Below are 25,848 nucleotides of genomic sequence, written 5' to 3'. Positions count from 1 at the left end.
CCCTTTTTCTTCCTTAAGAATACTAACCCTCAACTATTTTCCCTTAACTTAATGACATTGGCCAGAGGTACACGACGTCAGCGCACTGAATCTCTGGCACAATTAATTTACTCCACCTCTTCCATCAGGGTGTTGAACATCACAAACTTTTCGTTGAATTTTTCCTGGTGGGTAGCCTGGAACTTGTGCAGGTGGTTCATGTAAAACTGCTGAAAATGATCAATGCTATCTGCATTGTACTGGATGCAATAAGTAACCCCTTCATTAGGCGAATCAATAACAGTCAGGATGCGGTACGAGCTGAAATGCCCGGTAGCCATTATAGCCGGAATATGGATGGTTTTGATATAGTTAAGCCATTCGTCGTGAATGCTTTCGTCAATTATTATGGTATCGTTGTATACAATCATGCTGTAAAATTAGTTATTTAAGTTGATTGAGTGAGTAGTTGATTAGGTGAATGGTTGGCCGACTCAAAGTAATTAGAAAACCACTCTCTACTTAACTTAATCAACTACTCACTAAACTTAAGACGCATCCGGTTTATCGCCCCTTAACAATCTGAAACGTTTACGGGCTTCATTGATCCAGAGGCTGCCTGGGTAATCGGTTATGATTTTCTGGTAGTAGTTTTTAGCTGTGGTTTTATCATTTAACCTGTTTTCATAAATATCGCCTAACATAAATACGGCATCGTCGGCCCACAGGTCGGCAGGGTGTTGTTCAAGTATCTTTTTCAGCAGGGGCACCGCGCCGGCATAATCTTTTTGCTGGATCAGAATGCGCGATTTCGACATCATGATATCATCTTCTAAAGCATTATTGGGGAACTTTTTGCCAATGCTGTCCAGTATCATTACTGCTTTTTCTGTGTTTTGGGCAAAGATCTGAAGATCGGCCCGGGCGTACATTTTAAGCGCCGCCCCGCTGCTATCGGCAGCAAGATTATCCTGGATCAGCAACAGCAGGTTAAGCGCATCGTTTGCTATTAACTGCGACGTTGCAACTTTTAGCACATCCAATTGCCCTTTTGCCCAGGTAAAATCACCTGTATAATAGGCCATTTTCGCATTTCTGAATAAAGCATCCTGCCCGATGGCAGTGGCCGGAAAATCCTTTTCAACCTGACTGTAAAGCAGGGTAGCTTCCCATGGCTGGTTGTTGAGCAGGTAAATGTCTCCTAAATCGAGTTTGCAATCGGCTAACAGGGTAGGCCTGATATCGCTGATTTTTGTCGCATCTTCCAGCAGTTTTTGGGCATCCTTTAGTTTGTGCAGTTTAAAAGCCTGCAGGTTGGCCAGCTTTTGCATAGCGAAAGCAGTACTGCTGTTGCGGCCAAATTCGGTAAGCAGATCGTTATAATCCTTTTCAAGTCCAAGTAAATCTTCGGGCAGGTATTTGCCAGATGTTACTTTCAGATTTTTAGTGTTGATTAACTCAATCTTTGACGGGATGTATAAGGACGTTGTTTTTCCTTTGCTGATAATGTATTCATACCCGCGGATGGCTTCGTCATAAGCTTCGTTGCCAATAAAAGTACGGCACAGCTCATAAATGCTGTTACCATCATCGTTTTGCCGGCGGCTCAGGGCCAGCGCCTGGTTTAGGGCCAGGTCAAACTCTTTTTGCTGCAGGTATTGCCAGGTGAGCAGATCGGCATAGATGGTTTGTTGCGGATCTTTCTGAATGCGCCTCAGCAAAGCTGTTTTAAGCATATCATAATCAGCACTACCCTCGTATACGTTTGAAAAAGCATTTTCGGCCTGGTTTATGAAATTGGGGTTTTGAGGTAAAAAGTTCAGGTATTCGTCGGTGAGTGATATTTTGTCGCGCTTAAAACGGTAAAGGTTAATAAGCTCATAAGTAAACATGTTATCATTTTTAAGCAGTTTCCGTCCCTGCTGAAAAATTTTGATCGCATAATCAATATTAGCGCTTTGGTAAAATTGTGATGCTAAGGCTGATATCTCGCCCTGATCGGCAGGGAGACTTTTGATCAGGTCATCATAAATAGCGTCAGCCTTGCCCATATTGCCCTGCTGCGTATAAATATTGCCCAGCATTATAGCATATTGGTGGTCATCAGGATGGCGGCGGATCAGCTTTTTAGTGATGCTTTCGGCTTCGTCAAATTTCTTAAGATTGAGCAGTGTATTTACGTATACACTGTAATAATTTTCGTTGTTTTGCTTGTATAGTTTTTGGTAAATTTCGAGTGCTTTTTGCGGTTCGCCATTTGCGTTGTATTGCTTGGCCAGCAGCAGCTCATTGTCCTGCGCAAGCAGCCGTGTGCTAAAGCAAAAAGCAAGAATAATAACAATATATAAAGCCCTCATCTGTTCAAAAATAATCAATTAATAGGATTGATTAAGCTGGTTTACCGTATTATTTATATAACGGCATATAAGGGTAAAATTGTAGTGACATCTTGATAACATCGAACTTATTTATCTAATTTGACTCAATTAATAAAATAGGGTAATTGTAGCTATGCTTGGCCGGGTCAGATTTTTTCTTATTGTGAGTTGCATCATCGCCTTCTTTTCCTGCAACAGGAACAAGATAAGGCAAATTCCTATTATTGACTTTTTTAAAACACCCGAAAGAAGTTTCTACCGCATTTCACCCGATGGTAAATATGTATCATACCTAAAGCCATTTAAGGACAAACAGAATATTTTTATACAATCATTAGCCGATGGTAAGGAGCGGATGGTTACCCAATTTGAGGATTACTCTATCCGCGGTGATTATTTCTGGACCTATAATAACCAGCTTGTTTTTTCGCAGGACCTGATAGCTACCGATTCGGTAAAGATGTACGCTTTTGATGTAGCTACCGACAAAAGTCGCACTATATTATCGCTTGGCAACGTGAGGATAGGCCTGGTTAACCGCAACCGGCAGCAGCCCGATATCATCACCATTAAAACCAATGAACGTGATCCAGGCAATTTTGACGTTTACCGGCTTAACGTAAAAACAGGCGAAATGAAGACTTACCTGCTCAACCCGGGTAATATTACCGAATGGTTTGCCGATGCCGATGGCAGGATCAGGTTGGAAAGGGCATCAGACGGGGTTAATGAAACCATTTTATTTCGCCCGGATGAGGATAAACCTTTTAAGCCCATTATCGAAAATAATTTTAAGAATGCAGTAAAACCCATAGCTTTTACCGGAGTTAAAAATTACTTCTATGCACTCTCAAACGTAAACCGCGACAAGATGGCCCTGGTTGAGATCAATGCCGAGGATGGCAAAGAAGAGCGGACAATTTTTAGCTGCAGCAAAGCGGACATTACCAGTTTTGAATACTCAAAAAATAAGCGCCGGATAGAGTTTACCGGATGGGATGAATCTATGCCGCGCAAGCATTTTCTTGCGGCTGATGTTGAGCAAATGTACAAAACCATTCAGCAACAGCTTAAGGATAATGAGATCAGGGTGGTTGATCGCGATAGTTCGGAGAACAAATTTATATTGAATACCTATACCGACCGTAACCCCGGCTCGTATTATCTTTTTGAAAAAAACAGTGGTAAGCTAACCAAGTTAAGCGACATAAACTCGAGCCTGGTGCCCGCAGAACTGTGTGCTATGAAGCCTATATCATACCATGCACGTGATGGCTTGCTGATAAATGGTTATTTAACCCTGCCCCGGGGTAACAAAAGTGAAAACTACCCGGTAGTAGTGATGCCGCATGACGGCCCGTGGGGACGGGATACTTGGGGATATGATGACCAGGTGCAGTTTTTAGCCAATCGTGGTTATGCAGTTTTCCAGGTTAACTACCGCGGTTCAACAGGATATGGAAAAGCATTCCGTAGTGCGGGCTATAAACAGGTAGGCGGCAAAATCCAGGATGATATTACCGATGGGGTACACTGGCTCATCGATACTAAAGTTGCAAATCCTAAAAAGATTGCCATTTTTGGCGGTCGTTTTGGTGGTTTTTCGGCACTTTACGGCGTTTCATTTCATCCGGAGTTATATAACTGCGCCGTAGTTCAATACGGGCTTATTAACTTTTTTACCTATATCAAAGACGCCCCGCCATTTGTTAAGCCATATTTAAAAATGACTTACGAAATGGTTGGTAACCCTGAAACAGACGCCGACCAGTTAAGGGCAATCTCACCGGTTTTTCATACCGATAAAATTAAGGTGCCTTTAATCATATTCCAGGGTGCTAAAGACCAGCGGGCAAATATCAGTGAGCTTAACCAGTTTGTGCGCGAGCTGCGCAAGCGGAACGTTGATGTGAAATACTTTTTAAAACCCAATGAACGTGCATATTTCAGGAGCGAACATAACCGTATGGAAATGTATGCCGAAATAGAGAAGTTTTTGGATAAGAATATGCGGGTTAAACCATAAAGCCGATATGGCAGTACAGAAAAACGCTTACCGGCAAAATTTTACGCTGATCACCATATTCCTGGTGTTCATATCCATAACTTTTGTGGTGGCCCTGTTTATATCTTATAATCTCACTGCCAAGTATGTTGAAAATGAGTTTGCCTCAAAAAAGGTAGAGGTATTGGAACAAACCATTAAACCTTATTATGAGTTTTTTCAGAATAAGATCCCTGAGATAACCTCATACCAGGGTTTTCTTGACTCGGCATCGGCAGGTAAATATGCAGCCTCTGTTTTTCATGATTATAATTTTGTGCGCCGGGTTGTCTTTTATGATGCCCTCATTGGCGGCACAACTACTATGACCGTACGCAAAAATAATTTGAATATAGCTGCTAAGGCGGTTTATCAGTATTGGCACGTTAACGATAAGGTTTACGGGGCCGAGCAGCGGCGAACGGTCAATGAAGATGATTTCAGGGAGATGGCCATTAAGCTGAGTAATTATATCGCTTTTTCAGATACGTCACGTGTATCAAGCCAGGATGAACTTTTTAAGGCTTTTTGGGATGTGAAACCCGACAAGATAAGTTATACCAACGTGCTGCGGCGCGAAGATGTACGTATTTATCGTGACATGCAAATGCTGGGTAACAGCAAAGGGGCTTCATACAAGCAAAACATGATGACCTTTTACCTCGACCCATACCTGATGAAGGTAAAAAATACGCACCCCGAGCTGTACGAAAATGTATCCATCCAGCCTGTAGTGTATGATCCTATTGACAGTGAGGGCGATAAACTGATAACGGAAGTACCATTGCCGGTTGCTTTTTCTGATTATAAGCTGTTTTTCAGTTCGGCGCAGGGGTATTTAACTGCCGAGATTAACCGCCGCTTTATGCCCATTGGAGCTATAGTACTGTTAATGACCCTGTTTTTAATGCTGATAGGATGGCTTATTTACCGCAACCTGAACGTGAATATGAAGCTGTTTAAGCTTCAGTATGATTTTATTAACAACTTTACTCATGAGTTTAAGACTCCTGTAAGTGTAATTAAGATAGCCGGATCAAACTTGCGCAGCGATGGTGAGCTTACCGAAAGGCAGCGCCGCCATTATGGTAAAATACTGGATGAAGAAGCTGATAAGCTGAACGAGCTGATGAATAAACTGCTTTCGTTTACCCAAATTGAAAATAAATCCATTACCCTTAAACAGGAAGAAATTGATATAGAGAACTTTATTAGCCGGTATATTGATACCTTTAAAATAAAGTATGCTGATTTTAATATTAAATTTAAAATCAATAAGGTTGAAACTTTTTATACCGATCCGGTATTATTAGGGAGTGTTTTTCAAAATCTTATTGAAAATGCATACAAGTATTCGCACCCTCAGCAAAAGGAGTTGTTCATCAATATTTCACAGGAAAAACGCAATATTGTGTTTTCATTTGCTGATAAGGGGATAGGGATACCAAAAAATGAACTGAATAACGTTTTTAAGAAGTTTTACAGGATAGAGAACCAATACAATCAAAACGGGAGCGTTGGCCTGGGTTTGGCATTTTGTAAAGAACTGGTTAATTTTATGAACGGCGATATAACTGTTTACAGTAAGGTTAACGAAGGCTCGGAATTTTTAGTTACGCTTCCATACGAACATTAAGATATGAACAAAGAAATTAAAATAGCGCTGGTTGAAGATGATGAGAACCTGCGTTTCCTGGTTGCAGAGCGTTTGCAGTCGGAAGGTTACAAAGTACTGGAAGCCGGCAACGGTAATGAAGCTGAAGCCATGATACTGGCCGAACAGCCTGACATTGTATTGCTTGACTGGATGCTGCCCGGTAAGCCCGGCTCGGAAGTTTGCGCAAATATCCGCGAAAAAGGTTTTGATAGCCTCATCATCATGATGACCGCCAAAGCCCAGGATGTTGATAAAATAGAGGCTTATAACTTTGGGGTATCTGATTATATCACCAAGCCTTATAATATGGACGTGCTGGTGGCCATGATTGAAAATAAGATCAAGTTTTCCCTGAATAGCGAAAAGCCAGAATCATACCGTTTTGCCAACATGGAGCACCTGCCCAACACGCACCTCCTCATTCGCGACGGAAGGAAGATCGAGCTGACCATTCTCGAAAACAGGATCCTCCTTTACTTCCTTAAAAACAAGAACAAGGTAATAAACCGCGAGGAACTGATGATGGAAGTTTGGGGCTACAACGCTGACGTAAATACCCGCACATTGGATATGCACATCGTTCGCCTGCGTAAAAAGATAGAAACCAATGCCGATTCGCCGCAGTATTTACAAACCGTAAGAGGCATTGGGTATAAGTTTGTTTATAACCAGTAATCGACAATAATCTAAAATACCCGTCATTACGAGTACCCATCACCGTCCCATCAGGGTCTCTCGGAGAGGACCCTGATATATACGTCATGCCGGTTCGCTGTTCTTATTATCCTGGTAGATGTGTCTTGTCCTGAAATGAGTTTACACAAAAATAAACTACATGGAAAAGATCATTATTGATGGAAAAGGACATTATTCACTTGAATTTAAGCATTCAGTTATCAAAGAGTATTTGGCTGGCAGTGTTAGTCAAAAGGCGTTGTTGAGGAAATATGATATCAAGATACATAGTGGCATAACGCGTTGGATGCAGAAGTTAGGTTATGCAGAAGTTTCGGAAAAAGACAGATATTTGTCATCAGTAAAACCACTATCCTTGCCCGCAAAGAAGCCCCATAAAGATCCGCCTACAGGTGCCTTGTCGCAAGAACAACAACGCATCAAAGAACTCGAACGTCAGCTTGAAGATGAGCAGCTTCGCAGTGAAATGTACAAGCGTATGATCGAGATTGCTGAACGTGATCTTAATATTCCTATCCGAAAAAAGTCGGATACCAAGTGATCCATGAGATGAAAGACATGTATACAAGGATCAGCCTTGTACGATTATGTCGGTTACTTGGTATTACCCGTCAGGCCTATTATCAGCACTTTTGGCAACAAGAAGCATCTGGAATAGAGGATACACTTATATTGCAGGAGGTTGTCAGCATTCGCCAAGACCACCGGGCAATGGGTGGCAGGAAGCTTTATGAAAAGCTGCACCCTTTTTTGCTTGATCATGGCATTAAAATGGGACGGGATGCACTGTTCGACCTGTTGTCAGCTAATGGACTGTTAGTAAAGAAACGCCGCAGGCGGCATGTGACGACCTGGTCGGGTCACCGGTTCAACAGATGGCCGAATATCATACGCAGCCTGGAGGTCGTCAGGCCTAACCAACTGTGGGTAAGCGATATCACCTACTGGAAAGTAAAAGAAGAACATTTGTACATCAGTTTGATAACGGACGCTTATTCGCACAAAGTAGTTGGCTATCATTTGGCTGATACCTTAGAAACGATCGAAACGATACAGGCCTTGAAAATGGCTTTAAAAGACCTGCCTGAACAATTGCCGGAGGCACTTATACATCACTCGGACCGGGGAGTGCAATATTGCACAGAAAGCTATGTAAAGCTATTACAGGACAGATACATCAAGATCAGTATGACCGAGAACGGTGACCCATTAGAGAATGCCGTTGCTGAACGAATGAACGGCATTCTTAAAGAAGAATATCTTAAGCATCACCGGCCTGAGAATAAGCAACAAGCAAAACAATTACTGGATAGAGCTATCGAGTTGTATAACAAACACCGGCCACACTTCAGTATCGGTCTGCTAACGCCCCAACATGTGCATGATAAAAGCTTGCTACCTCAAAAATTGTGGAAGAACTATTATCGCAAAAACACTAACATTGTAAACGTATCACAGGACATCACTACACTTGTAAATACATAACAGGACTATCTCATAAAATGTAAACTTTTTTTAGGACGAGACAATGTTTAGAAGGCGGTGTCCCTCAGGGTCCTCTGCGAGAGACCCTGAGGGACAGGACGCACATAATATCGGCTACTTACAATCATGTCATTATAAGAAACGAAGCAATCCTCATGGAGCAGAGCGGTAATGCAAATCCTCTCTGTAAAGTAGGGGATTGCTTTGCTTCTCGCAATGACGCTTGAAAGGAAGGGTCAAGCTTTCTCATACACCCTCGCCACAATAAAATCTCCAAAGAAGGTTTTATCTTCAATTACACTGTATCCTGCGGCATCAAAATGCTTTTCAATGGCGGGCAACCTGCTGGCTTCTATCCCGCAAAGCAACCTGAAAAAAACAAACATGCTTTTGAGCAACACATTTTGCCACCAATGGCCGGTAAGCTGAAAATCGGCATTGAGCCAGAGGCGGCCGGGTTTAAGCAGGTGATGCAAATGATCGAAAACATTATCCACGGTTTCATCCACAAAATTATCGAACAAAAAAGGGGTGATTACGACATCGAAGTCAGGTGGCAGCTTTACGTTTTCAACAGCGTCGTTTATAAACGCAACTTCATTTTGGCCGGTTTGCCTTTTTTGCGAGAGGCTAATCATATTGGTCGAAATTTCAACATAAGTGACGTTTAAACCTGCCGGGTGTATTTTGGCAAGCTCTTCCAGGATCCAACCGGTGCCGCCGCCAACTATGAGTATTTTACTTTCCGGCCGAATAAAGCCTAATAAATAAACTTGCGCGGTTATCAACGCTTTGCCATAAACTATTCTTGAAAGCCGGTCATAAAACCATGCCGAGTTATTATAATTGGCAGCCATGGTTTAGTGAAGAAAATATTTAACAGCGTTAAATACTACTACAATTACATACTGTAAAATCAGTACGCCATCCATGTAAAAAAAATAATAGTACTCGTTTTTTTCCCAGGCTGATCTGAAGATGAGCCAGCCCGTAAGGAACATGGTAAGTGTGAGTGCAAAGAAATCAAGGCTAAAGCCATTTTGCCTGAACAGGAACATGAGCACAATGTAGCCGGTGAGCAATACCTGGCAAAACAGATAAGCATTTTTTTCGCCCCAAACTACCGGGATGGTCTTTAGGCCCACTTTACGATCGTCGAAAAGGTCCCGGATATCAAAGGGAATGGTCAGCGCTCCTATAAACAAAAAACGTTTGGCTATGAGTATGGTAGTATCGCGCATGGTGATGTCGGTGAGATGGTTATGTATCGACTCTAATACCGGGAATAATACACAACTCATTGTCCAGACCAGGGTTATTAAAAAGGGCTTTAAACCTGGAATGTTTCGTAAGCCAAACTTGTGATCGCCTACACTAAACAAGGGCAAACCATAGCCAAATGATAAAACGCTGAGAAATATAAGCAGGATCTTTGATTCGGTAGTAATGATAAAGAAAAGTGGGATCAGTGACAGCAGCGAAACAATCGTAAAGGTTACCATCAACCTGTAATGTGCAAAAAACCAGCGTACCCTTCTATAAGGCGATCTTTGCGGCTTGGCCGGCCTGGTGATCAGGATACAAAAATTGTAAATACCCAGTGTTGAAGTGAATAACAAACCCAAAACAGGAAACACTGGCTTTGATCCTATTAAATGAAAGGTAAGTAAAGCTTGTGCTACAGCACAAAGCGACATGAAAATATTACTGAAGAGCAGGAAATCTAAAACTGGTTGTAATAATTTCTTCATCGGTAATGACTGCCGGCCCGTGTCTGATCGTTTAGGAAATGGGTTGCGAAGGATCGATGCCGGCTTTTAGTGTAAATATCGTAATCTCCGGCAATATTCCAACTCTACCGGTTAAACCAACAAAACCAAAGCCTACATTTACATATAATTGTTGTTTGTTTTCCTGGTAATGGCCAGCCCATTCGTTATAAACGTATTTTATAGGGCTATATTGAAAATGTTCGGTACGCACACCAAACTGCATGCCATGAGTATGCCCGGCAAACATCGCATCAATTTGTGGGTACTTAGGTAATACCTCGGCCCGCCAATGCGATGGATCGTGCGAGAGCAGGAGTTTTACCGGCAGGTCATCGGTGTTTTTTACAGCGAGGTCCATGCGGCCGTATTTTGGGAAGCGGCTGTATTCGCTCCAGTTTTCGATACCTAAGATTCCTATTTCCTCTCCATCAATTTTGAGGCGGCGGTTTTCGTTCATGAGCAGGTTCCAACCCATATTTTTGTGGGTGGCTATCAGGTCATCATGGTTTTTCTTTTTATCTGCCAGGGAATTCCAATCGCCGTAGTCGCCATAATCATGATTGCCAAGGGTTGAGAAAACACCAAGGGGAGCTTTTACTTTAGTGAAAATACCCTGGTAGCTGGTCATTTCTGAGGCCTCGTCGTTAACCAGGTCGCCGGTAAAAAATATCAGGTCGGTTTTTTCTTTCAGCAGCATTTCAACACCGCCGAGCACGGCTTTTTTATTATAAAAGCTGCCTGAATGAATATCCGAGATCTGCCCGATCCTTAAGCCATCAAAGGCCTTTGGCAGATTAGGCAGATAGATAGTTTGATACAGTACATGATAATCATACGACCCTCTGGGCATGGCCATTTTAATAGCAGCCAATGGAACAGCTGCGGCAAGTAAACCTGCTTTTAGAAGAAACTCGGAACGGGGAATGGCATCTGTGTTGGCAGCAGGTTCTTTATTAGCGGCAGCGGCAGGAGCAGTTTTCTTCCGTTTTAGAATAATTTTTCGCCTGATATCATCGGCAAAAATGAATAGTATAAAAGTGAATTTACAGATGAGCAGGATAAATGTTATCAGCAAACAGGCAGCACGTACTCCCGTGCCTGCTATGGTAATATAACCGGCAGTTAAAAGCGCGGCTACACATAAAGCCGAAAAGCCCCAATAAAAAATGGCGAATGCTTTTGATCGAAGCAGTCGCCATTTTTTGAATGCGCCGCGGATGCCGTATAAAACGTACCGGTCGGCCAGCAGCTCAATTATAATCCAGAATAATATACTCAGCGCTTTAAAGATCATATAGCGCAATATATTTAGTATCGGTCGTCGTCAATATCAAGGTCATCGTCATCGGGCTGCAAGTTAAATAAACTGTTAAACATATCCGAAAACGCGAAACCATTATCCAGGAAACCTTTGTTCAATTGTGAAAACTCCGACAGGCCGTGAAGTACAAATTCCATCAGCAGCAATTGCTGGCTTTCGCCCAAACGCGGGTGGATCTTTTTTACCAGGTCTTTCAGCCCAACAACCTCTTCCAGGGCTTTTTTGTATTCCTGCATAGGCATATCATCAACCAAAGCTACATTGTTGCCATCGCCAAACCAGTTAATGATAGCTGCATATGGGTTAGGGGCTTTGGCTTTCTTAGCCTTTTCGGGGTCAGGGAAAAATGATAGCAGTAAGCTTTTGATGGCTTTACCTATCAGTATGTTGGCCACTTTACCCGGCCCTTCCAGCTCACCCTCATAAACCAACTCAATTTTACCGGTAATGGCAGGGATTACACCCAAAAAGTCGGTAATGCGCACAAACGTGGTTTTTTCGTGGTTGATGATCATCCTGCGCTCCGCATTACTGATCAGGTTTTCATAGGCCGAAATAGTTAAACGTGCCGAGACGCCCGATTTTTTGTCGATGTATTCGGAGTTACGCGCTTCAAAAGCAATCTGTTCAACCAGGTTTTTCACCAAACCATCTGCCTCAATAGCGATACGCTGATCATCTGTAAGGGATGCTTCCTGTTGGGTGATCTTGCGTGAAATCTCAACCGAACGCGGGTAATGCGTTAAAATCTGGCTCTCAATGCGGTCTTTAAGCGGTGTTACTATCGAACCACGGTTGGTATAATCTTCAGGGTTAGCGGTAAACACAAACTGGATATCCAATGGTAAGCGCAGTTTAAAACCGCGGATCTGGATATCTTTTTCCTGAAGGATATTGAACAGCGATACCTGGATGCGCGCCTGTAGATCGGGCAGCTCATTGATCACGAAAATGCCGCGGTGTGCACGAGGGATCAAACCGAAGTGGATCACACGCTCGTCCGAATAGGTTAATTTTAAAGTAGCAGCCTTGATAGGGTCAACGTCACCAATTAAATCGGCTACGGTAACATCAGGTGTAGCCAGCTTTTCGGTATAACGCTCAGAGCGGTGGATCCAGCCGATAGGGGTATCGTCACCTTTTTGGGTGATGATGCTATGACCGTACCACGAGATAGGGTTATAAGGATCGTCAAACAATTCAGATCCCTCAATATAAGGAATATACTCATCAAGCAGGTTAACCAGCAAACGGGCAATACGGGTTTTTGCCTGGCCGCGTAAGCCTAACAGTAAAATATTGTGACGGGACAGGATAGCAGTTTGCAGATCAGGGATAACAGTATCTTCAAATCCGATGATGCCCTCAAAGCCGCCTTCGCGCTTTTTAAGCTGTTCAATAAGGTTGGCACGTAATTCGTCTTTAACCGAACGGCTCTTGTAGCCTGTTTGCTTTAACTGGCCGAGGGTTTTTATATCTAATAATTTGCTCATTTTTTAAATTTGGAAATTTGATGATTTGAAAATTTGAAAATGGAAGAATTAAAACATCTTCAAATTTTCAAATTGGCCAATCGTCAAATAATAGTATTTATCTGACTGTCTTCCTTCTATTCCTGATATAATCCTCAAAAATGTACTCACCAAGACCGTTAAGGGAACTGTAAAATGCTTTGCCACCATTTGTTTCTGTGAATTTACGCACAAACTGTTGCAAGTATGGGTCTTTAGCTATCATGAATGTGGTGATAGGTATTTTTAACCGTTTACATTGGGCAGCCATGTTAAGGGTTTTGTTAACCACTTTCCTGTCCAAACCAATGCTGTTTTTATAATACCTGGTGCCTTCCTTTAAGCAGGTAGGCTTACCATCGGTGATCATAAAAATTTGCTTGTTGTGCGTTTTACGGCGACGGAGCAGATCGGTAGCCAGTTCCAAACCCGCATAGGTATTGGTATGGTAAGGGCCAACCTGTAAGTAAGGTAAATCCTGCAGGGTTATAGGCCATGCATCGTTGCCAAAAACAACAATATCCAGCGTATCCTTAGGGTATTTGGTGCGGATAAGCTCGGCAAGGGCCATGGCTACTTTTTTGGCTGGGGTGATCCTGTCTTCGCCGTAAAGAATCATGGAGTGCGAAATATCGATCATGAGCACGGTTGAAGTAAGGGTTTTGTAGTCCATTTCCTCTACTTCAAGATCGCGTTCGGTCATCATAAAATCGCCAATACCGTGATTAACCTGGGCGTTGTGGATAGATTGTGTCATGTCTATCTGATCCAGGCTGTCGCCAAATTCAAACTCGCGGCGCTCGGCATTTTTTTCATCGCCCTGGCCTGATTGGGGTGAGCGGTGATTGCCTTTGCCCGATTTTTTTAGCTTGCCGAAGATCTCTTCCAGCGCCGACTGCCTGATGCTTTGCTCTGTTTTTGCCGTGATCTTGAACTCGCCGTTTTGATTGTCTTCATCAAGATAGCCTTTTTGCTTCAGCTCGTCGATGAAATCGCCCATGCCATAATCATCGTTGGTAAGGTTATACTGTTTATCGAGTTCGTTAAGCCAGGCTAAAGCTTCGCCTGCATCGCCCGATGTATAATTGAGCAATTCGAGGAATAATTTCAGTAATTCATCAAATCCGCCTTTAGGGATTTGATTGGGCTTAAATTTGGAAAATCCAAAACCGCGCATATTTTGTCCTTTCTGTACATAAAGGAACGGAATATTTTTAGGAAAAGTTTCGCTGCGGAAGTGATAAAATAAATTGTTAGTTAAGTATGACAATTAGATTTTTGATTTCGGATGTTCAATTTCGGATTTAAAAAAGTCATTTTCCACTTTGAAAATAAATTCGAAATTGAACATCCGAGATCCGAATTTCTAAATATACGCCAAACTATTCAGCAGTTCAGGAGGATATACCGGGTTGGCACCACGCTGGCTGGCTACGTATGAGCCAACAGAACAGGCCCTGTCAACCACTTGCTGCATAGGTTTGCCCGAAAGTAAGCCGGCTACAAAAGTTGCCAGGAATGCATCGCCTGCACCTACGGTATCGGCTACTTTTACGGGGCAGCCGGGACTGTCATAAAATTCATGATCGTGCCATACCAGCGCGCCATGTTCGCCGCGGGTTACACAAATGGTTTGACTATGATATTTGGAACGGAACTCGCCGATTTGATCGCGTAGGGAAGCACTGCTGCCACCTATGAGCAGGTTGGCTTCTTCTTCGTTCATTTTCACTACATCGGCCCGGGCAACCAATGTTTCAATAGTTGATAATGTATAATGCGGCGGGCGAAGGTTAACATCAAATACTTTTAACGCCGGGGTTTCATCAAGCAGGTTTAACAATGTTTCGCGGGTAGTAGCGGTACGGCAGGCTAAACTGCCAAATACAATGGCCCTGGCTGCCTGAGCCGCTTTCGTAAGCGCGGCCGATGGTTCAATATTGTCCCATGAAACAGGTTGGGGAATGATATAAGTGGCGGTGTTATTTTCATCAAGCTGCACGGTAACTTCACAGGTTGGAAATTCATCATCCTGCTGTATCAGGTCCGAATACAGGTCATTGCTTTTTAAAAAGCCTATTAGTGCATCGCCCGAATTATCCATACCCACCGAACTCGCAAACGCTGTTTTTACACCTTGCTGCACCAGATGCCGGGCTACGTTCATGGGGGCACCGCCGGCCTTTTTTCCGTCGCCAAAAGCATCCCATAAAACTTCGCCGAAGCTCAATACCTGATTTCCCATAGTTAATTTGTTTTTTTATCGCCGGTGAAACCCAAATATAATGTAATAAGTTGGATTTTGTTTTTTTGTTGAAAGCAGGATTTTATTGATTTTTCGGATTAATGGATTTACTTTGCCAATGTAACATCAGGTAATCCATTAATCGGCCAAATCGTGGTTCAGAAAATTGTATATCTTTATTATATGAAAAGAATGTTGCTGAGTTTTATGTTTATGCTTGCCGCCGCGTGTTGCTTTGCGCAGAGCAGGCAAGCCATTCTGAAAGTAATGCACACACAGGAAGAGACCTGGAACCGGGGCGATATAGAAGGGTTTATGCAAACCTACTGGAAATCAGACTCGCTGGTTTTTGTAGGTAAAACCGCGCCTGTTTACGGCTGGCAAACAACCCTTGATCATTACAAGCAAACTTATCCGGATAAGGCCGCCATGGGGCAGCTTAGTTTCAATATTATACAGCTAAAGGTATTGGATGCAACCAATGCCTTTGTTTTGGGTGGATGGAAACTAACCCGAGAAAAAGATACGCCTGGTGGCTATTTTACGTTGTGGTTCAGGAAAATCAAAGGCGAATGGAAAATAGTTTGTGATCATACGTCGTGAGTGAGATTAGTAGTTGGAGATAAGGAATTATATGAAGATTTGGAAGCTTAAGGGACGAGCGGTTCCCTTCTCGAAAAGGGAATCGCACAAACCATTGCTTTAATTTAATACTACTGCATGAAGAGAGGTTTGGTAATAGGGAAGTTTTTGCCGCTGCACATAGGGCATATGGCTTTAATTGATTATGCCCTTGCACATTGTGATGAATTGGAAGTTGTTATTGGAGCCAGTGATGATGAGCCGATTCCGGGCGAGGTGAGGCTGGAATGGCTTAAGCAAACATATGCAGGCAACAATAAGGTTAAGCCGATATTATTAAGTTATGACGAGGCCATGCTAACAGGCCACGCCGAATCGATAGAAAACATGTCGCGCCTTTGGGCCAGCTATCTTAAAAAGAGCCTGCCACCCATTGATGTAATATTTGCATCCGAATCATATGGCGCATATATGGGCCGGTTTTTAGATTGCGAAAGCGTTATTTACGAAGAGCCCTGTAAAATTGTACCCGTACCGGCGGCAAAGATCAGGGAGGAGCCGGCTTCATACTGGCATCTTTTGCCTGATGCGGTTCAGGATTACTATAAAAACCAGGCTGAATAATTCTGGCGGCAGTATTTACAGCTATTATTCCCGGTCAATCCTTAACAAGCCAGTCCCGCTTAAAATCAGATGGGTTTTTGCCAACTATTTTATTAAAGAGCTTATTAAAATATGATAAGCTTTCAAATCCTACAGCGTAACAGGTTTCAGTAACGTTTTTATCCTGCATGAGCAGGTTTTTGGCTACATCAACACGGTATTGGTTCACGAAATCGGTGAAGGTCATTTTAGTTTGTTTTTTAAAATAGCGGCAAAAGGCTGCTGTGGTAAAGTTCACTTTAGCCGCCACTACATTTACATCGGGTTTAAGATTGTAATTGCTGCCGATATATTCATAAACGGCCCCCATCCTGATCTTATCTTTTAAAAAGAACTGCAGGTTCGGTTCGTCATTGTTTAAAATCGTAAATTCTTTTGAACCGGCCAGGATATTAAAGATTTCCATTAATCCCAATAATTGCTGAAAAGAATCCATACCAGGTAAAAGTTTCAGTTTTCGCATTGCCGTAGTCCTGGTATCGCCATAAAAAGCAATACCGTTGGCGGCCTTTTTGAAAAGCTGCTCAATGGCCGAAAATTCGGGAGTGATGCCTATTGCAGTTCCCATGAAATCTTCTTTTAGCTGCACCACTATCTGGTGATATTCGCTCCGCAGCCGGTAATCAAAGTTGAGGTGGGGCAGGTTACTGCCTATAAGTACCAGGTCATGTTGGGTATATCCTGAGATATGTGAACCTACGTGCCTGATCCCTGCATCGGCCTCCACATAAACCAATTCATATTCGGGGTGATAATGCCAAAGAAAAGTGTTGCGAAGCCGGGGCGAAAAGAGTTTGAACGATTTACCAGGTTCAAAATTAATCTTCTCTAACTGGATCTTATCCATGCTATATTGAGCATTAAGTTTAGTAAAGGTAAATAAAATGATCAATGTAGAGCAAATTTTGGTCATTGTACAGGATAATCCATCTTCCATGCCAACCTAAATTTGAGTTATAAATCAAAAAGAAAATGATGAAGACCGAAAATGCAACCATGACCATGGCAACCACGCCGGCGAATGCACATAAAGAGATCCCCGGTAATCCGTCGACCGCTAAATCAAGCCAGATCCGCCTGAATGAACGCCTTAACAATGAACCGCTAAAAGTGCTTAGCGAGGCCGATTGGCAATTTTGGATAGAGAATGGTTACGTGATCATCAAAAATGCAGTGCCTAAGGTGCAAGCTGAAAAATTAGCTAATTATCTATGGCAATATGAAGATAAGGATGCCAATGATACAAGTACCTGGTATAAAAGGCCCAATGCGCAAATGCAAATGAGTGAGCTGAACAACACCGGCATGGTTGAAATTTATAACCAGCAGTTTATGTGGGATAACCGGCAATATCCTAAAGTACATGCTGCTTTTGCCGATATCTGGGGTACCGAAAAGCTATGGGTAACTATTGACAGGGCCAATCTGAATTTTCCGCTACGGCCCGGCTTTGAGTATAAAGGTTTTATTCACTGGGATTACGACCCGGAAACCAAACCTCAAAATGTGCAGGGCGTTTTGGCTCTTGCCGATCAGACTGATGAAAACATGGGTGGCTTTCAATGTATCCCGGAACTATATCGTACATACGATACCTGGAAATTAACCCAACCCGGAGGTAGGGATCATTATAAGCCTGATACCACCGGTTTTGAAATCGTAAAAGTAAAACTGGAAGCAGGTGACCTGCTGATATTTAACAGTTTGCAGCCGCATGGTATAAGACCTAATACCAGTACAGATAAAGTGCGTATTGCGCAGTATATATCCATGATGCCCGCCCAGGAAGATAATGAAGAGCTGAGGCAATGGCGCATTAACAGCTGGCAAAGCCGTGAGGCCATGCAGGGCTACGCTTTTCCGGGCGATCCGCTGGAACGGGAAAAGAAAAATCCGGTTGCTGATCTTAGCGACCTGGGTAAAAAGCTTTTGGGATTGGAGAGGTGGTAGTTATTCCGGTTCAATTATTCCCCCGTGCGGATGTCCTCATGTGCATTTGCAAAGCAGGCCGGCCGTGAGGACACGGCCTTCGGGGAAGAAATAAAAAAAGCGATGGATTTTATCCATCGTTTTCAATCTTGACTTAAGGCTTCCGACTCAAAAAGGTTTCCCCGCAGCCAACTCCCGGTTAGCCCATTTAACGGCAAGGCCTTCGCGGTATTTAGCATATTTGCCTTTAAATACCATTTTTAGTGCGCTGTCAACCCCGCCTTTGATGGCCAGATTGTACAGGCTTGCCGCTTTACGGCTTATGCTGGCATCCCATGCGCGAAGGCTTAAAGAGTATGAACCATCAACATATTTCATCCAATGCCAATAGCCGGTGGGCATAAACAGTGTATCGCCATGCTCCAGGAAAACTTCAATGCCTTCTACACCGTCAAGCGCCGGGAACTTTTTAACATCAGGGTTTAATACATCATAATCCTCCAAAGCATACGTTGCATTAGGGATACAGTACAGGCGGCGTTTCCACTTGTTTTCAAACAGGATCACATGCTTACGACCTCCAAAATGAGTGTGGAAAATATGCGGAAGATCGATATCGTAATGTAAAAAGGTAACCGAGTTTGAACCGCCGAAAAACATGGCCGGCATGCTTTCCAAAAAGCCGCCCATCAAGTCCTTGGGTAATACGATATCATCCAAAAGCTGTGGCGCTTGTTTAAATATGTTAAAGAAAAAGATCCTTAACTCGGTTGGTTTACTGCGGATGAGGTCTATATATTCATCAAAGGGCATTTCAGTTGCCGACGAATTGATGGGTTTTGAAGGATCGGCCTTTGAGTTATCATACAGTGGCACTACTTTATTGCCAACAACCTGCTTTAAATATTCGGGTGTCCATTTTTCGCGGGCGGGCCAGCTTTTGGTGAGCCCCTTGATAACCAGCGGGCGACGAGGGTCTAAATAATTCTTCTTAAAGTCTTCGGGAGAAATATTTTCAACCGTATCGATCGGGTTAAGAATGAAGCACATAAATGTTTTATTACTTTAGGGGGGATTACGCTAATTTTAAAATAAAGTTACAATATTGTTTCTTACTTGTTTAAAAGCATTCAAAATAACGAAATAAACCCCAAAGTAGTATAATTATATCTTCAATATTATGGTCTGCCTGCAACAAGGGCATTATTGGCACGTTTGATAGCCAGGTTCTCTTTCCAATCCATATAATCCTTTTTAAAGCGGGCTTTCATCATGTTATCAAACTTGCGCTGTACTGTTAAGTTATACAGGCTTTTAGCTTTTATAGACCATGACTTATCCCAGGCACGCAAGGAAATGGAAAACGAACCCGTGAGGTATTTCATCCAGTGCCAGTAACCGGTTGGCATAAACAGGGTATCGCCATGCTCTAAAATTGCTTCCTGTCCCTGAATGCCGTCAAGTGCCGGGAATTTAGTGAAATCCGGCTTTTCAATGTCATAATCTTCCAATGCATAGGTGGCAAATGGAATGCAATACAGGCGTTCTGTCCATTTCTGATCGAACAGCATTACATGTTTGCGGCCATTAAAATGTGTATGGAAAATGTGTGCAAGGTCGATGTCGTAATGTAAAAATGTTACGGAACCGGCGCCTCCAAAAAACATATTAGGGTATTTATCCAGAAAACCGCCCATTAAATCAGAGGGGGAACGGTAATCTTCCAGCAGTTTTGGGGCATGCTTAATTGGGTCGAACAGGAAAATTCTTAAATCGGTGGGCTGTTTTTGAATAAGATCAATATAATCGCCGAACTTCATTTCGCTGGCCGAGGCGTTGATAGCTTTGGAAGGATCGGCCTTTGAACTATTATAAAGCGGAACGGTTTTATCTCCAACTACCTCTTTCAGGTATTCAAAAGTCCATTTTTGCAGGGCGGGCCAGCGTTCAGTCGCTTTGCGGATAATAAGCGGTTTGCGCGGATTTAAGTAATTGTTAACAAAATCCTCCTTGCTTATATTGTCTACACTGTCAATAGGTGTAAGCGTTATACTCATTTCTACAAATTAATTAACGAGCAAAATTAATTCTTTGTAAATAATATGTAAACGATTTGTACCGATTTTGAAATTATGCTGACAGTTGTATTTTAATGACGTATGAAGCTGCAGTGGCAGCAGGAAGTGCGCTTGCAGTTTTCGCGGTGTGTAATCAAAAAAGAATATTTTGACTACCTCCCTCTGACCAGTGTACTGCTTGTACAACTGCCACTGCATATTGCAGCTGTCTTAATTAGGTTTCAAAACCGCATTAACCACCTGGATAAGGCCGTTGCTTTGGGCAACATCGGCTATGGTGATGAATGACTTGCCGCCTTTTTCGTCAACAAGATAAAGTTTTGCACCCTGCGACATCACAGTAAGCGTGCCACCGCTCAGTGTGTTAAGCTCCAGTTTGCCTTTACCTTCTTTTACTTTGGTTAGCAGATCGGCCGAGCTCAATTTACCGGGTACTACATGATAAGTAAGCAGTTTAATAAGATTAGCCTTGCTTGCGGGTTTCATCAGGTTGTCAACGGTGCCTGCGGGAAGCTGCGCGAAAGCCTCATTAGTAGGTGCAAAAACAGTATACGGACCGGCTGCTGATAGAGTAGGCGCCAACCCGGCAGATTTAATAGCGTTTACCAGCGTAGTATGGTCTTTTGAGCCGGATGCATTTTGTACGATATTTTTAGCGGGCGACATAACAGTACCGCCCACAGTTTTTTGGGCGAAAGCTTTTGGGGCTATGGTAATAGCTATAAACGATAAAGCGATAATAAGTACTTTTTTCATAATTGCAGGTATATAAAACAATACGATTTGATAAATATAAACAGTTTTTAAAACCATTTTGCTTTGTAACAAAGTACTGACTGTAAAAAACCTCAAAGGTTTAGAAAAATAATCCGGAGGCTATATGATCAGCATACAGTTTTCCTGTTGCACTAAGATAAATAACATTATCTTTTTGTATAATCCATTCCCTGTCGAAATATTCAGAGGCAGCTTTGAGTAATTCGTCTGATGCACCTTTGGCTATCTGGTTGAGCCTGGCTAAATCAAGTCCCCAAATGGTGCGTAATGAGGTCATGATATATTCGTTCAGGCGGTTAGCTTCGGTTAGCTCCTCGGTTTCGGCCAATAGTTTTCCGGTTTCAAGCGCCTGCATATATTTCGCGTTGTTAGCGATGTTCCACTGCCGGGTATCGCCGTTATAAGAATGGGCCGAAGGGCCGATGCCTAAATATTTTACCCCTTTCCAGTAGTTAGAATTATGGCGGGAGTATTGACCGGGCTTGCAAAAGTTGGAGATTTCATAATGTTCAAACCCGTGTGCCTGCATGGCATCCATGAGCACCGTAAATTGCTCGGCGCTTTGTTGCTCGTTCATGGGGGGCTGTTTTTTTTTGCTGATAAAAGCCGCCAGCGCGGTTTGAGGTTCAACCGTCATAGAGTAGGTGGATACATGCGGAACGTTAAGCTCAAACACATTATCCAGGTTTTGCTTCCATTTGATATCACTAAGCATGGGATAGCCGTAGATCAGGTCGACGGTAATGTTTTCAAACCCGGCGTCCTGGGCCCGCTTTACAGATGATTCGGCTTCCTGGCCGCGGTGTACACGGTTCATCCAAACCAGGTCCTCATCAAAAAACGACTGGATCCCTATGCTGAAGCGGTTAACCGGCGTTTGTCTAAGGGCTTTTAGTTTGTCGGGTTTCAGGTCATCGGGGTTAGCCTCCAGCGTTATTTCGGCCGCGGATGATACGGTATGGAGTTCGGTAACCGCATTGATGATCCTGCTTATTTCATCGCCATCAAAAACAGAAGGGGTGCCGCCGCCAAAGTAAATGGTTTCGATGGTTTCACCGTTGAGGTAACCTTTTTGCAGTTTGATTTCACTGATCAAAGCACGCAGCATTTCATCTTTGTACTTTAACGATGTGCTGAAATGGAAGTCGCAATAATGGCAAGCTTGCTTGCAAAAGGGGATATGGATGTAAATGCCGGCCATGCGGCAAAGGTAATGCAATTATATTTTTTTGAATAAGGCGGGTTTAGTACAATCGGGATTTCGATTAATCGTGGATGAATAAAATGCCGGGCAGAGGCTTAAAATAAATTCAAAAAATATGAATTCATAAAATTCTGGTTCAGATAATTACCCTACTTTTGCAAAAATAATAAGCCCTGTTTTAAGCTTTGAGGATACATTTGGTTGTTTGGTGCTGCCTGCTTTTTTTGTTGAATTGTGCTGCCGCCTTTGCGCAACAGGATTCAACGGTGGCTGATACGCCTTTAAAATCACCTGTACGCGCTTTCCGCCCCGGTAATTCGGTGCTTGATTCGGTGGCAAACGCCATGCAAAACAGGGATAAATTTATCGCCGACTCTGTTGCTATGCGTTACCTCAGGGTGCCCGATGCAGCCATGCGTGCTGAATATGCCGATAGCGTTTTTGCCCGCGAATTGTACCATGGCTACGGCTTTCTTGACCTTCATTCCCGGTCAAAGAGTAGGGTAATGGAGGGGCATAACCGCCCCTCGCGTGATCCCTGGGTTATAGTGATCATTGTTGCCATGCTGTTATATACAGCCATCCTTAACCTTGCCCTGAGTAAGGATGTAAGTAACGTATTTACCTCTTTTTACAGCAAACGCGTACTTTCAATAGCCGGCAAAGAAGAGAGCCCGGTTAGTTCGTGGGCCTTCCTGGGCTTGTTTTTGTTATTTTGCGCTACGTTCGGTTTGTTTTTATATCAACTGGCTGCGTACAAAGGTGTTTATTATAAAATAGCAGGAAGCGGCCTGTTTACTTTTCTTACCATCGTTATTATTGTATTATTTTCGCTTAAGTTTTTAATACTCAAGTTTTTAGGATTTGTGTTTGATATTAATAAGCTGGTGAGCGAATACCTTAATATCCTGCATCTTACCTATTTTAACATTGCGTTTGTTTTTTTACCGGTGGTTATTTGTTTTAGTCTCCTTGGCGCGCAATACATTCCGGTATTACTTACAGCTACACTTATTATAATCATCATAATTTTTATATGGCAATACATCAGGAGCAGCGTAAATATAATTTCTACCATTCGATTTCATAAGTTTTATTTATTTACGTATCTTTGTGCCCTCGAAATTTGCCCTGTTTTGATTTTAATAAAGGCATTGAATATTAAAATTTAGGTTATTAAAAGCACTGAATTGGAAGATAGAAAGAAAAAGGTTAAAAGCATACTGGTTACTTTGCCTAAGCCCGAAAATGATAAAAATCCTTACGCCGAGCTGGCTAAAAAGCTTAACCTGAAAATTGATTTCAGATCATTTATTCATGTTGAGGGTGTGCCTGCAAAGGATTTCAGAAAAGAGAAGATCAACTTAGCCGATTTTAGCGCTGTGATCTTTACCAGTCGTAATTCGGCCGATCATTTTTTCCGCATATGCGAGGAGATGCGCTTTGAGGTGCCTGTTGAAATGAAATACTTTTGCCTTTCAGAAACCATAGCGCTTTATCTTCAAAAGTATATTCAGTACCGTAAACGTAAGATCTTTTTTGGCAAGCAAACGGCTGCCGATCTGGCAGAGGTGTTGAAAAAGCATTCGTCCGAAAAGTTCCTTTACCCATGCTCGGATGTTGCTGCTGAGGAAACCCAGCGCTTTTTGTTAGAGAACGGTTATAACTTTACCCCTGCAGTGCTTTTCCGCACGGTTTGTAGCGATCTTTCTGATCTCGCCGATGTGTTTTATGATGTTATCGCATTTTTTAGCCCATCGAGCATTCAGTCCCTGTATAAAAACTTTCCCGATTTTAAACAAAATAATACCCGGATAGCCGCTTTTGGGGCAACTACTCACAAGGCAGTGCTTGAGGCCGGCTTGATTTTGGATATACCTGCTCCAACCCCTGGTGCGCCATCAATGACAATGGCTATTGAGCAGTATGTTAAGCTTGTAAATAAGTAAATTAGAAATTTATTTAACCTGGCTGCAACTTTTTGCAGTATTTAACCGTATAACCGCTAACTAATTGTCATATTAACAATTGGTTAGCGGTTTGTTAATTATATAGCGTTTTGTGCGGTATTGAGAAGATAAGTGCACAGTTTATCGATTCATGAAGCCAAATTATCGTTTTTTATAGCTTACATTGCATAAAATGTAATATATTCGGACGTTGCATTGTGTTATAGTTATATAACTGATTTTGAATTGTAAAATGAAGCAGATCTACTTTTTAATAGTTGTTTTAGCAGGTGGTGTATTAAGTGGTTGTGGCCGCGGAGGTGGTGACCGGGGAGAAGTTGTAGGGGTTCCTGCAAGATCATTCAGGGCCGAAGTGCCTTACGGAATGGTTTATATTCCGGGTGGCAGTTTCCTCATGGGGCAAACTGATCAGGATGTAACCTTTGCCCAGATAGCCCAAACTAAACAGGTTACTGTTTCTCCGTTTTTTATGGATCAAACCGAAACCAGCAACAGTCAGTATAAAATGTTTGTGAACTGGGTCCGCGATTCAATAGCCATTACCAATTATATCAACGATAATAAGTATTTCATTCAGCCCAAAGGTGGCGCCGGTAATAATAATGGCGGTAAAAAATTCATCAACTGGGATTTTGTAAAGAAAAACCCTATCTGGAGCAGCAAAGGCAACCAGGCAAACAATACTCAAAAATTGCAGGGTATGTACTACCAGGGCGATGACCGTGTGTTTGACCGCAATGAGGTTGACGTGCGCTTACTTAAATATAACTACGCTTTGTTTACCCTGCGCGATGCTGCGGATCATCATAACGATAAAACAAAACATCGTTCCGATTTCATTGTTCGAGATACCGTAGCGGTATATCCGGATACGCTTGTTTGGTTAAGCGATTTTTCATATGCTGCTAATGAGCCTATGGTTGAAAGTTATTTTTCACATCCTGCATTCCGTAACTACCCTGTTGTAGGGGTAACCTGGCGGCAGGCGAGAGCTTACAGCGTATGGCGTACCCGCTATAATGACGCTTATAAAGATAAACGCCATTTACCTCACCGTGCACCTTACAGCTTGCCTACAGAAGCTGAGTTTGAATACGCGGCACGCGGCGGCAGAATTGGAACTGATTATCCGTGGGGAGGGCCATATATTAAAAATGCAAAAGGCTGCTTATTGGCAAACTTTAAGCCCGGGCGTGGTAACTATACTGATGATGGCGGCGCTTATACTGTGCCGGTCCGTTCATATTTCCCTAACGATTATGGCTTGTATAATATGGCAGGTAACGTAGCCGAATGGACATTATCTGCTTTTGACGAATCAGCGTCGACATTTGTGCATGACCTTGCACCAACATTTAACTACGAAGCCAAATCTACCGACCCCGAAATATTGAAACGTAAAGTTGTACGCGGCGGCTCATGGAAAGATATTGGATATTTTCTTCAAAACTCAACCCGAACCTACGAATATCAGGATACCGCTAAATCATATATCGGTTTCCGCTGCGTTACCAAGTATTTGGGACGCGACATTACAGATAAACGCTAATTAAAAAT

General features: G+C 42.7%; 24 protein-coding genes. 11 read left to right on the top strand and 13 right to left on the bottom strand.

Annotated elements, in window-relative coordinates:
• Window positions 1-107: 107 nt before the first annotated feature.
• Window positions 108-410 (bottom strand): DUF4286 family protein, encoded by a 303-nt coding sequence (locus SNE26_RS19765; protein WP_321555622.1) that lies wholly within the window; start codon window positions 408-410, stop codon window positions 108-110.
• Window positions 411-527: 117 nt separating this feature from the next.
• A complete protein-coding gene (locus SNE26_RS19760; protein ID WP_321555621.1) occupies window positions 528-2,336 on the bottom strand; it encodes a tetratricopeptide repeat protein in 1,809 nt (602 codons plus the stop codon).
• A 184-nt stretch (window positions 2,337-2,520) separates the two neighbouring features.
• Here SNE26_RS19760 and SNE26_RS19755 point away from each other — a divergent pair, with 184 nt between their 5' ends.
• The 5 genes from SNE26_RS19755 (at window position 2,521) to SNE26_RS19735 (ending at window position 8,239) form a co-directional block, all read left to right on the top strand.
• Complete coding sequence (locus SNE26_RS19755) at window positions 2,521-4,383, top strand: prolyl oligopeptidase family serine peptidase (RefSeq protein ID WP_321555620.1); 1,863 nt, start codon at window positions 2,521-2,523, stop codon at window positions 4,381-4,383.
• 7 nt (window positions 4,384-4,390) lie between these two features.
• A complete protein-coding gene (locus tag SNE26_RS19750; protein WP_321555619.1) occupies window positions 4,391-6,037 on the top strand; it encodes a HAMP domain-containing sensor histidine kinase in 1,647 nt (548 codons plus the stop codon).
• A gap of 3 nt (window positions 6,038-6,040) precedes the next feature.
• A complete protein-coding gene (locus tag SNE26_RS19745; protein ID WP_321555618.1) occupies window positions 6,041-6,733 on the top strand; it encodes a response regulator transcription factor in 693 nt (230 codons plus the stop codon).
• Between the two features lie 160 nt (window positions 6,734-6,893).
• Window positions 6,894-7,295 (top strand): hypothetical protein, encoded by a 402-nt coding sequence (locus tag SNE26_RS19740; RefSeq protein ID WP_321555051.1) that lies wholly within the window; start codon window positions 6,894-6,896, stop codon window positions 7,293-7,295.
• An 8-nt stretch (window positions 7,296-7,303) separates the two neighbouring features.
• The gene (locus SNE26_RS19735; RefSeq protein ID WP_321554647.1) at window positions 7,304-8,239 is read left to right on the top strand and encodes an IS3 family transposase; all 936 of its coding nucleotides are present in this window, start codon (window positions 7,304-7,306) and stop codon (window positions 8,237-8,239) included.
• Between the two features lie 236 nt (window positions 8,240-8,475).
• Here the strand turns inward: SNE26_RS19735 and SNE26_RS19730 are convergent, their stop codons facing one another.
• The 6 genes from SNE26_RS19730 to SNE26_RS19705 all read right to left on the bottom strand — a co-directional run bounded on the left by SNE26_RS19730 (window position 8,476) and on the right by SNE26_RS19705 (window position 15,088).
• On the bottom strand, window positions 8,476-9,096 hold the full coding sequence (locus SNE26_RS19730; protein WP_321555617.1) for a class I SAM-dependent methyltransferase: 621 nt from the start codon (window positions 9,094-9,096) through the stop codon (window positions 8,476-8,478).
• 3 nt (window positions 9,097-9,099) lie between these two features.
• Window positions 9,100-9,990 carry a hypothetical protein gene (locus SNE26_RS19725; protein WP_321555616.1) on the bottom strand — a complete coding sequence of 297 codons (891 nt, stop codon included), beginning with the start codon at window positions 9,988-9,990 and terminating at the stop codon, window positions 9,100-9,102.
• Between the two features lie 31 nt (window positions 9,991-10,021).
• Window positions 10,022-11,305: a metallophosphoesterase gene (locus SNE26_RS19720; protein WP_321555615.1), complete on the bottom strand. Its 1,284-nt coding sequence runs from the start codon at window positions 11,303-11,305 to the stop codon at window positions 10,022-10,024.
• A 14-nt stretch (window positions 11,306-11,319) separates the two neighbouring features.
• Window positions 11,320-12,825: a sigma 54-interacting transcriptional regulator gene (locus SNE26_RS19715; protein WP_321555614.1), complete on the bottom strand. Its 1,506-nt coding sequence runs from the start codon at window positions 12,823-12,825 to the stop codon at window positions 11,320-11,322.
• Window positions 12,826-12,922: 97 nt separating this feature from the next.
• A complete protein-coding gene (locus SNE26_RS19710) occupies window positions 12,923-14,020 on the bottom strand; it encodes a VWA domain-containing protein (protein ID WP_110585920.1) in 1,098 nt (365 codons plus the stop codon).
• Between the two features lie 189 nt (window positions 14,021-14,209).
• Entirely contained in the window at window positions 14,210-15,088 is an 879-nt protein-coding gene (locus SNE26_RS19705; protein WP_321555613.1) for a carbohydrate kinase, read from the bottom strand.
• A 183-nt stretch (window positions 15,089-15,271) separates the two neighbouring features.
• On the opposite strand from SNE26_RS19705, the gene SNE26_RS19700 reads away from it, so the two are divergent.
• Both SNE26_RS19700 and SNE26_RS19695 read left to right on the top strand, forming a co-directional pair.
• Window positions 15,272-15,691, top strand: a complete 420-nt coding sequence (locus SNE26_RS19700) for a nuclear transport factor 2 family protein (RefSeq protein ID WP_321555612.1) — start codon at window positions 15,272-15,274, stop codon at window positions 15,689-15,691.
• Between the two features lie 117 nt (window positions 15,692-15,808).
• On the top strand, window positions 15,809-16,294 hold the full coding sequence (locus SNE26_RS19695; protein ID WP_321555611.1) for an adenylyltransferase/cytidyltransferase family protein: 486 nt from the start codon (window positions 15,809-15,811) through the stop codon (window positions 16,292-16,294).
• 34 nt (window positions 16,295-16,328) lie between these two features.
• Here the strand turns inward: SNE26_RS19695 and SNE26_RS19690 are convergent, their stop codons facing one another.
• Window positions 16,329-17,180: an AraC family transcriptional regulator gene (locus tag SNE26_RS19690; RefSeq protein ID WP_321555610.1), complete on the bottom strand. Its 852-nt coding sequence runs from the start codon at window positions 17,178-17,180 to the stop codon at window positions 16,329-16,331.
• Between the two features lie 125 nt (window positions 17,181-17,305).
• Here SNE26_RS19690 and SNE26_RS19685 point away from each other — a divergent pair, with 125 nt between their 5' ends.
• On the top strand, window positions 17,306-18,283 hold the full coding sequence (locus tag SNE26_RS19685; RefSeq protein WP_321555609.1) for a phytanoyl-CoA dioxygenase family protein: 978 nt from the start codon (window positions 17,306-17,308) through the stop codon (window positions 18,281-18,283).
• 147 nt (window positions 18,284-18,430) lie between these two features.
• On the opposite strand, the gene SNE26_RS19680 is transcribed toward SNE26_RS19685, so the two are convergent.
• The 4 genes from SNE26_RS19680 to hemW all read right to left on the bottom strand — a co-directional run bounded on the left by SNE26_RS19680 (window position 18,431) and on the right by hemW (window position 22,318).
• Window positions 18,431-19,312, bottom strand: a complete 882-nt coding sequence (locus SNE26_RS19680) for a cupin-like domain-containing protein (RefSeq protein ID WP_321555608.1) — start codon at window positions 19,310-19,312, stop codon at window positions 18,431-18,433.
• A 128-nt stretch (window positions 19,313-19,440) separates the two neighbouring features.
• On the bottom strand, window positions 19,441-20,319 hold the full coding sequence (locus SNE26_RS19675; protein ID WP_321555607.1) for a cupin-like domain-containing protein: 879 nt from the start codon (window positions 20,317-20,319) through the stop codon (window positions 19,441-19,443).
• 231 nt (window positions 20,320-20,550) lie between these two features.
• Entirely contained in the window at window positions 20,551-21,096 is a 546-nt protein-coding gene (locus tag SNE26_RS19670; RefSeq protein ID WP_321555606.1) for a fasciclin domain-containing protein, read from the bottom strand.
• Window positions 21,097-21,196: 100 nt separating this feature from the next.
• Entirely contained in the window at window positions 21,197-22,318 is a 1,122-nt protein-coding gene (gene hemW, locus SNE26_RS19665) for a radical SAM family heme chaperone HemW (RefSeq protein WP_321555605.1), read from the bottom strand.
• 188 nt (window positions 22,319-22,506) lie between these two features.
• Between hemW and SNE26_RS19660 the strand changes: the two genes are divergently transcribed.
• The 3 genes from SNE26_RS19660 (at window position 22,507) to SNE26_RS19650 (ending at window position 25,840) form a co-directional block, all read left to right on the top strand.
• The gene (locus SNE26_RS19660; RefSeq protein WP_321555604.1) at window positions 22,507-23,493 is read left to right on the top strand and encodes a DUF4271 domain-containing protein; all 987 of its coding nucleotides are present in this window, start codon (window positions 22,507-22,509) and stop codon (window positions 23,491-23,493) included.
• Between the two features lie 18 nt (window positions 23,494-23,511).
• Window positions 23,512-24,270, top strand: coding sequence for a uroporphyrinogen-III synthase (locus SNE26_RS19655; protein ID WP_090530369.1), 759 nt, complete (start codon window positions 23,512-23,514; stop codon window positions 24,268-24,270).
• Window positions 24,271-24,523: 253 nt separating this feature from the next.
• Window positions 24,524-25,840, top strand: coding sequence for an SUMF1/EgtB/PvdO family nonheme iron enzyme (locus SNE26_RS19650; RefSeq protein WP_321555603.1), 1,317 nt, complete (start codon window positions 24,524-24,526; stop codon window positions 25,838-25,840).
• Window positions 25,841-25,848: the final 8 nt, after the last annotated feature.

Source organism: Mucilaginibacter sp. cycad4 (genome assembly GCF_034263275.1).
Lineage (GTDB): Bacteria > Bacteroidota > Bacteroidia > Sphingobacteriales > Sphingobacteriaceae > Mucilaginibacter.
Note: the sequence above shows the minus strand (reverse complement) of the source record. Positions and strands in the feature narration are given on the sequence as shown.

What these genes read in the sequence shown, in the direction of transcription:
- SNE26_RS19765 (WP_321555622.1), bottom strand. Translation starts at nt 410, where the DNA reads ATGATTGTATACAACGATACCATAATAATTGACGAAAGCATTCACGAC.
- SNE26_RS19760 (WP_321555621.1), bottom strand. Translation starts at nt 2,336, where the DNA reads ATGAGGGCTTTATATATTGTTATTATTCTTGCTTTTTGCTTTAGCACA.
- SNE26_RS19750 (WP_321555619.1), top strand. Translation starts at nt 4,391, where the DNA reads ATGGCAGTACAGAAAAACGCTTACCGGCAAAATTTTACGCTGATCACC.
- SNE26_RS19745 (WP_321555618.1), top strand. Translation starts at nt 6,041, where the DNA reads ATGAACAAAGAAATTAAAATAGCGCTGGTTGAAGATGATGAGAACCTG.
- SNE26_RS19740 (WP_321555051.1), top strand. Translation starts at nt 6,894, where the DNA reads ATGGAAAAGATCATTATTGATGGAAAAGGACATTATTCACTTGAATTT.
- SNE26_RS19735 (WP_321554647.1), top strand. Translation starts at nt 7,304, where the DNA reads ATGAAAGACATGTATACAAGGATCAGCCTTGTACGATTATGTCGGTTA.
- SNE26_RS19730 (WP_321555617.1), bottom strand. Translation starts at nt 9,096, where the DNA reads ATGGCTGCCAATTATAATAACTCGGCATGGTTTTATGACCGGCTTTCA.
- SNE26_RS19725 (WP_321555616.1), bottom strand. Translation starts at nt 9,990, where the DNA reads ATGAAGAAATTATTACAACCAGTTTTAGATTTCCTGCTCTTCAGTAAT.
- SNE26_RS19720 (WP_321555615.1), bottom strand. Translation starts at nt 11,305, where the DNA reads ATGATCTTTAAAGCGCTGAGTATATTATTCTGGATTATAATTGAGCTG.
- SNE26_RS19715 (WP_321555614.1), bottom strand. Translation starts at nt 12,825, where the DNA reads ATGAGCAAATTATTAGATATAAAAACCCTCGGCCAGTTAAAGCAAACA.
- SNE26_RS19710 (WP_110585920.1), bottom strand. Translation starts at nt 14,020, where the DNA reads ATGCGCGGTTTTGGATTTTCCAAATTTAAGCCCAATCAAATCCCTAAA.
- SNE26_RS19705 (WP_321555613.1), bottom strand. Translation starts at nt 15,088, where the DNA reads ATGGGAAATCAGGTATTGAGCTTCGGCGAAGTTTTATGGGATGCTTTT.
- SNE26_RS19700 (WP_321555612.1), top strand. Translation starts at nt 15,272, where the DNA reads ATGAAAAGAATGTTGCTGAGTTTTATGTTTATGCTTGCCGCCGCGTGT.
- SNE26_RS19695 (WP_321555611.1), top strand. Translation starts at nt 15,809, where the DNA reads ATGAAGAGAGGTTTGGTAATAGGGAAGTTTTTGCCGCTGCACATAGGG.
- SNE26_RS19690 (WP_321555610.1), bottom strand. Translation starts at nt 17,180, where the DNA reads ATGGATAAGATCCAGTTAGAGAAGATTAATTTTGAACCTGGTAAATCG.
- SNE26_RS19685 (WP_321555609.1), top strand. Translation starts at nt 17,306, where the DNA reads ATGATGAAGACCGAAAATGCAACCATGACCATGGCAACCACGCCGGCG.
- SNE26_RS19680 (WP_321555608.1), bottom strand. Translation starts at nt 19,312, where the DNA reads ATGTGCTTCATTCTTAACCCGATCGATACGGTTGAAAATATTTCTCCC.
- SNE26_RS19675 (WP_321555607.1), bottom strand. Translation starts at nt 20,319, where the DNA reads ATGAGTATAACGCTTACACCTATTGACAGTGTAGACAATATAAGCAAG.
- SNE26_RS19670 (WP_321555606.1), bottom strand. Translation starts at nt 21,096, where the DNA reads ATGAAAAAAGTACTTATTATCGCTTTATCGTTTATAGCTATTACCATA.
- hemW (WP_321555605.1), bottom strand. Translation starts at nt 22,318, where the DNA reads ATGGCCGGCATTTACATCCATATCCCCTTTTGCAAGCAAGCTTGCCAT.
- SNE26_RS19650 (WP_321555603.1), top strand. Translation starts at nt 24,524, where the DNA reads ATGAAGCAGATCTACTTTTTAATAGTTGTTTTAGCAGGTGGTGTATTA.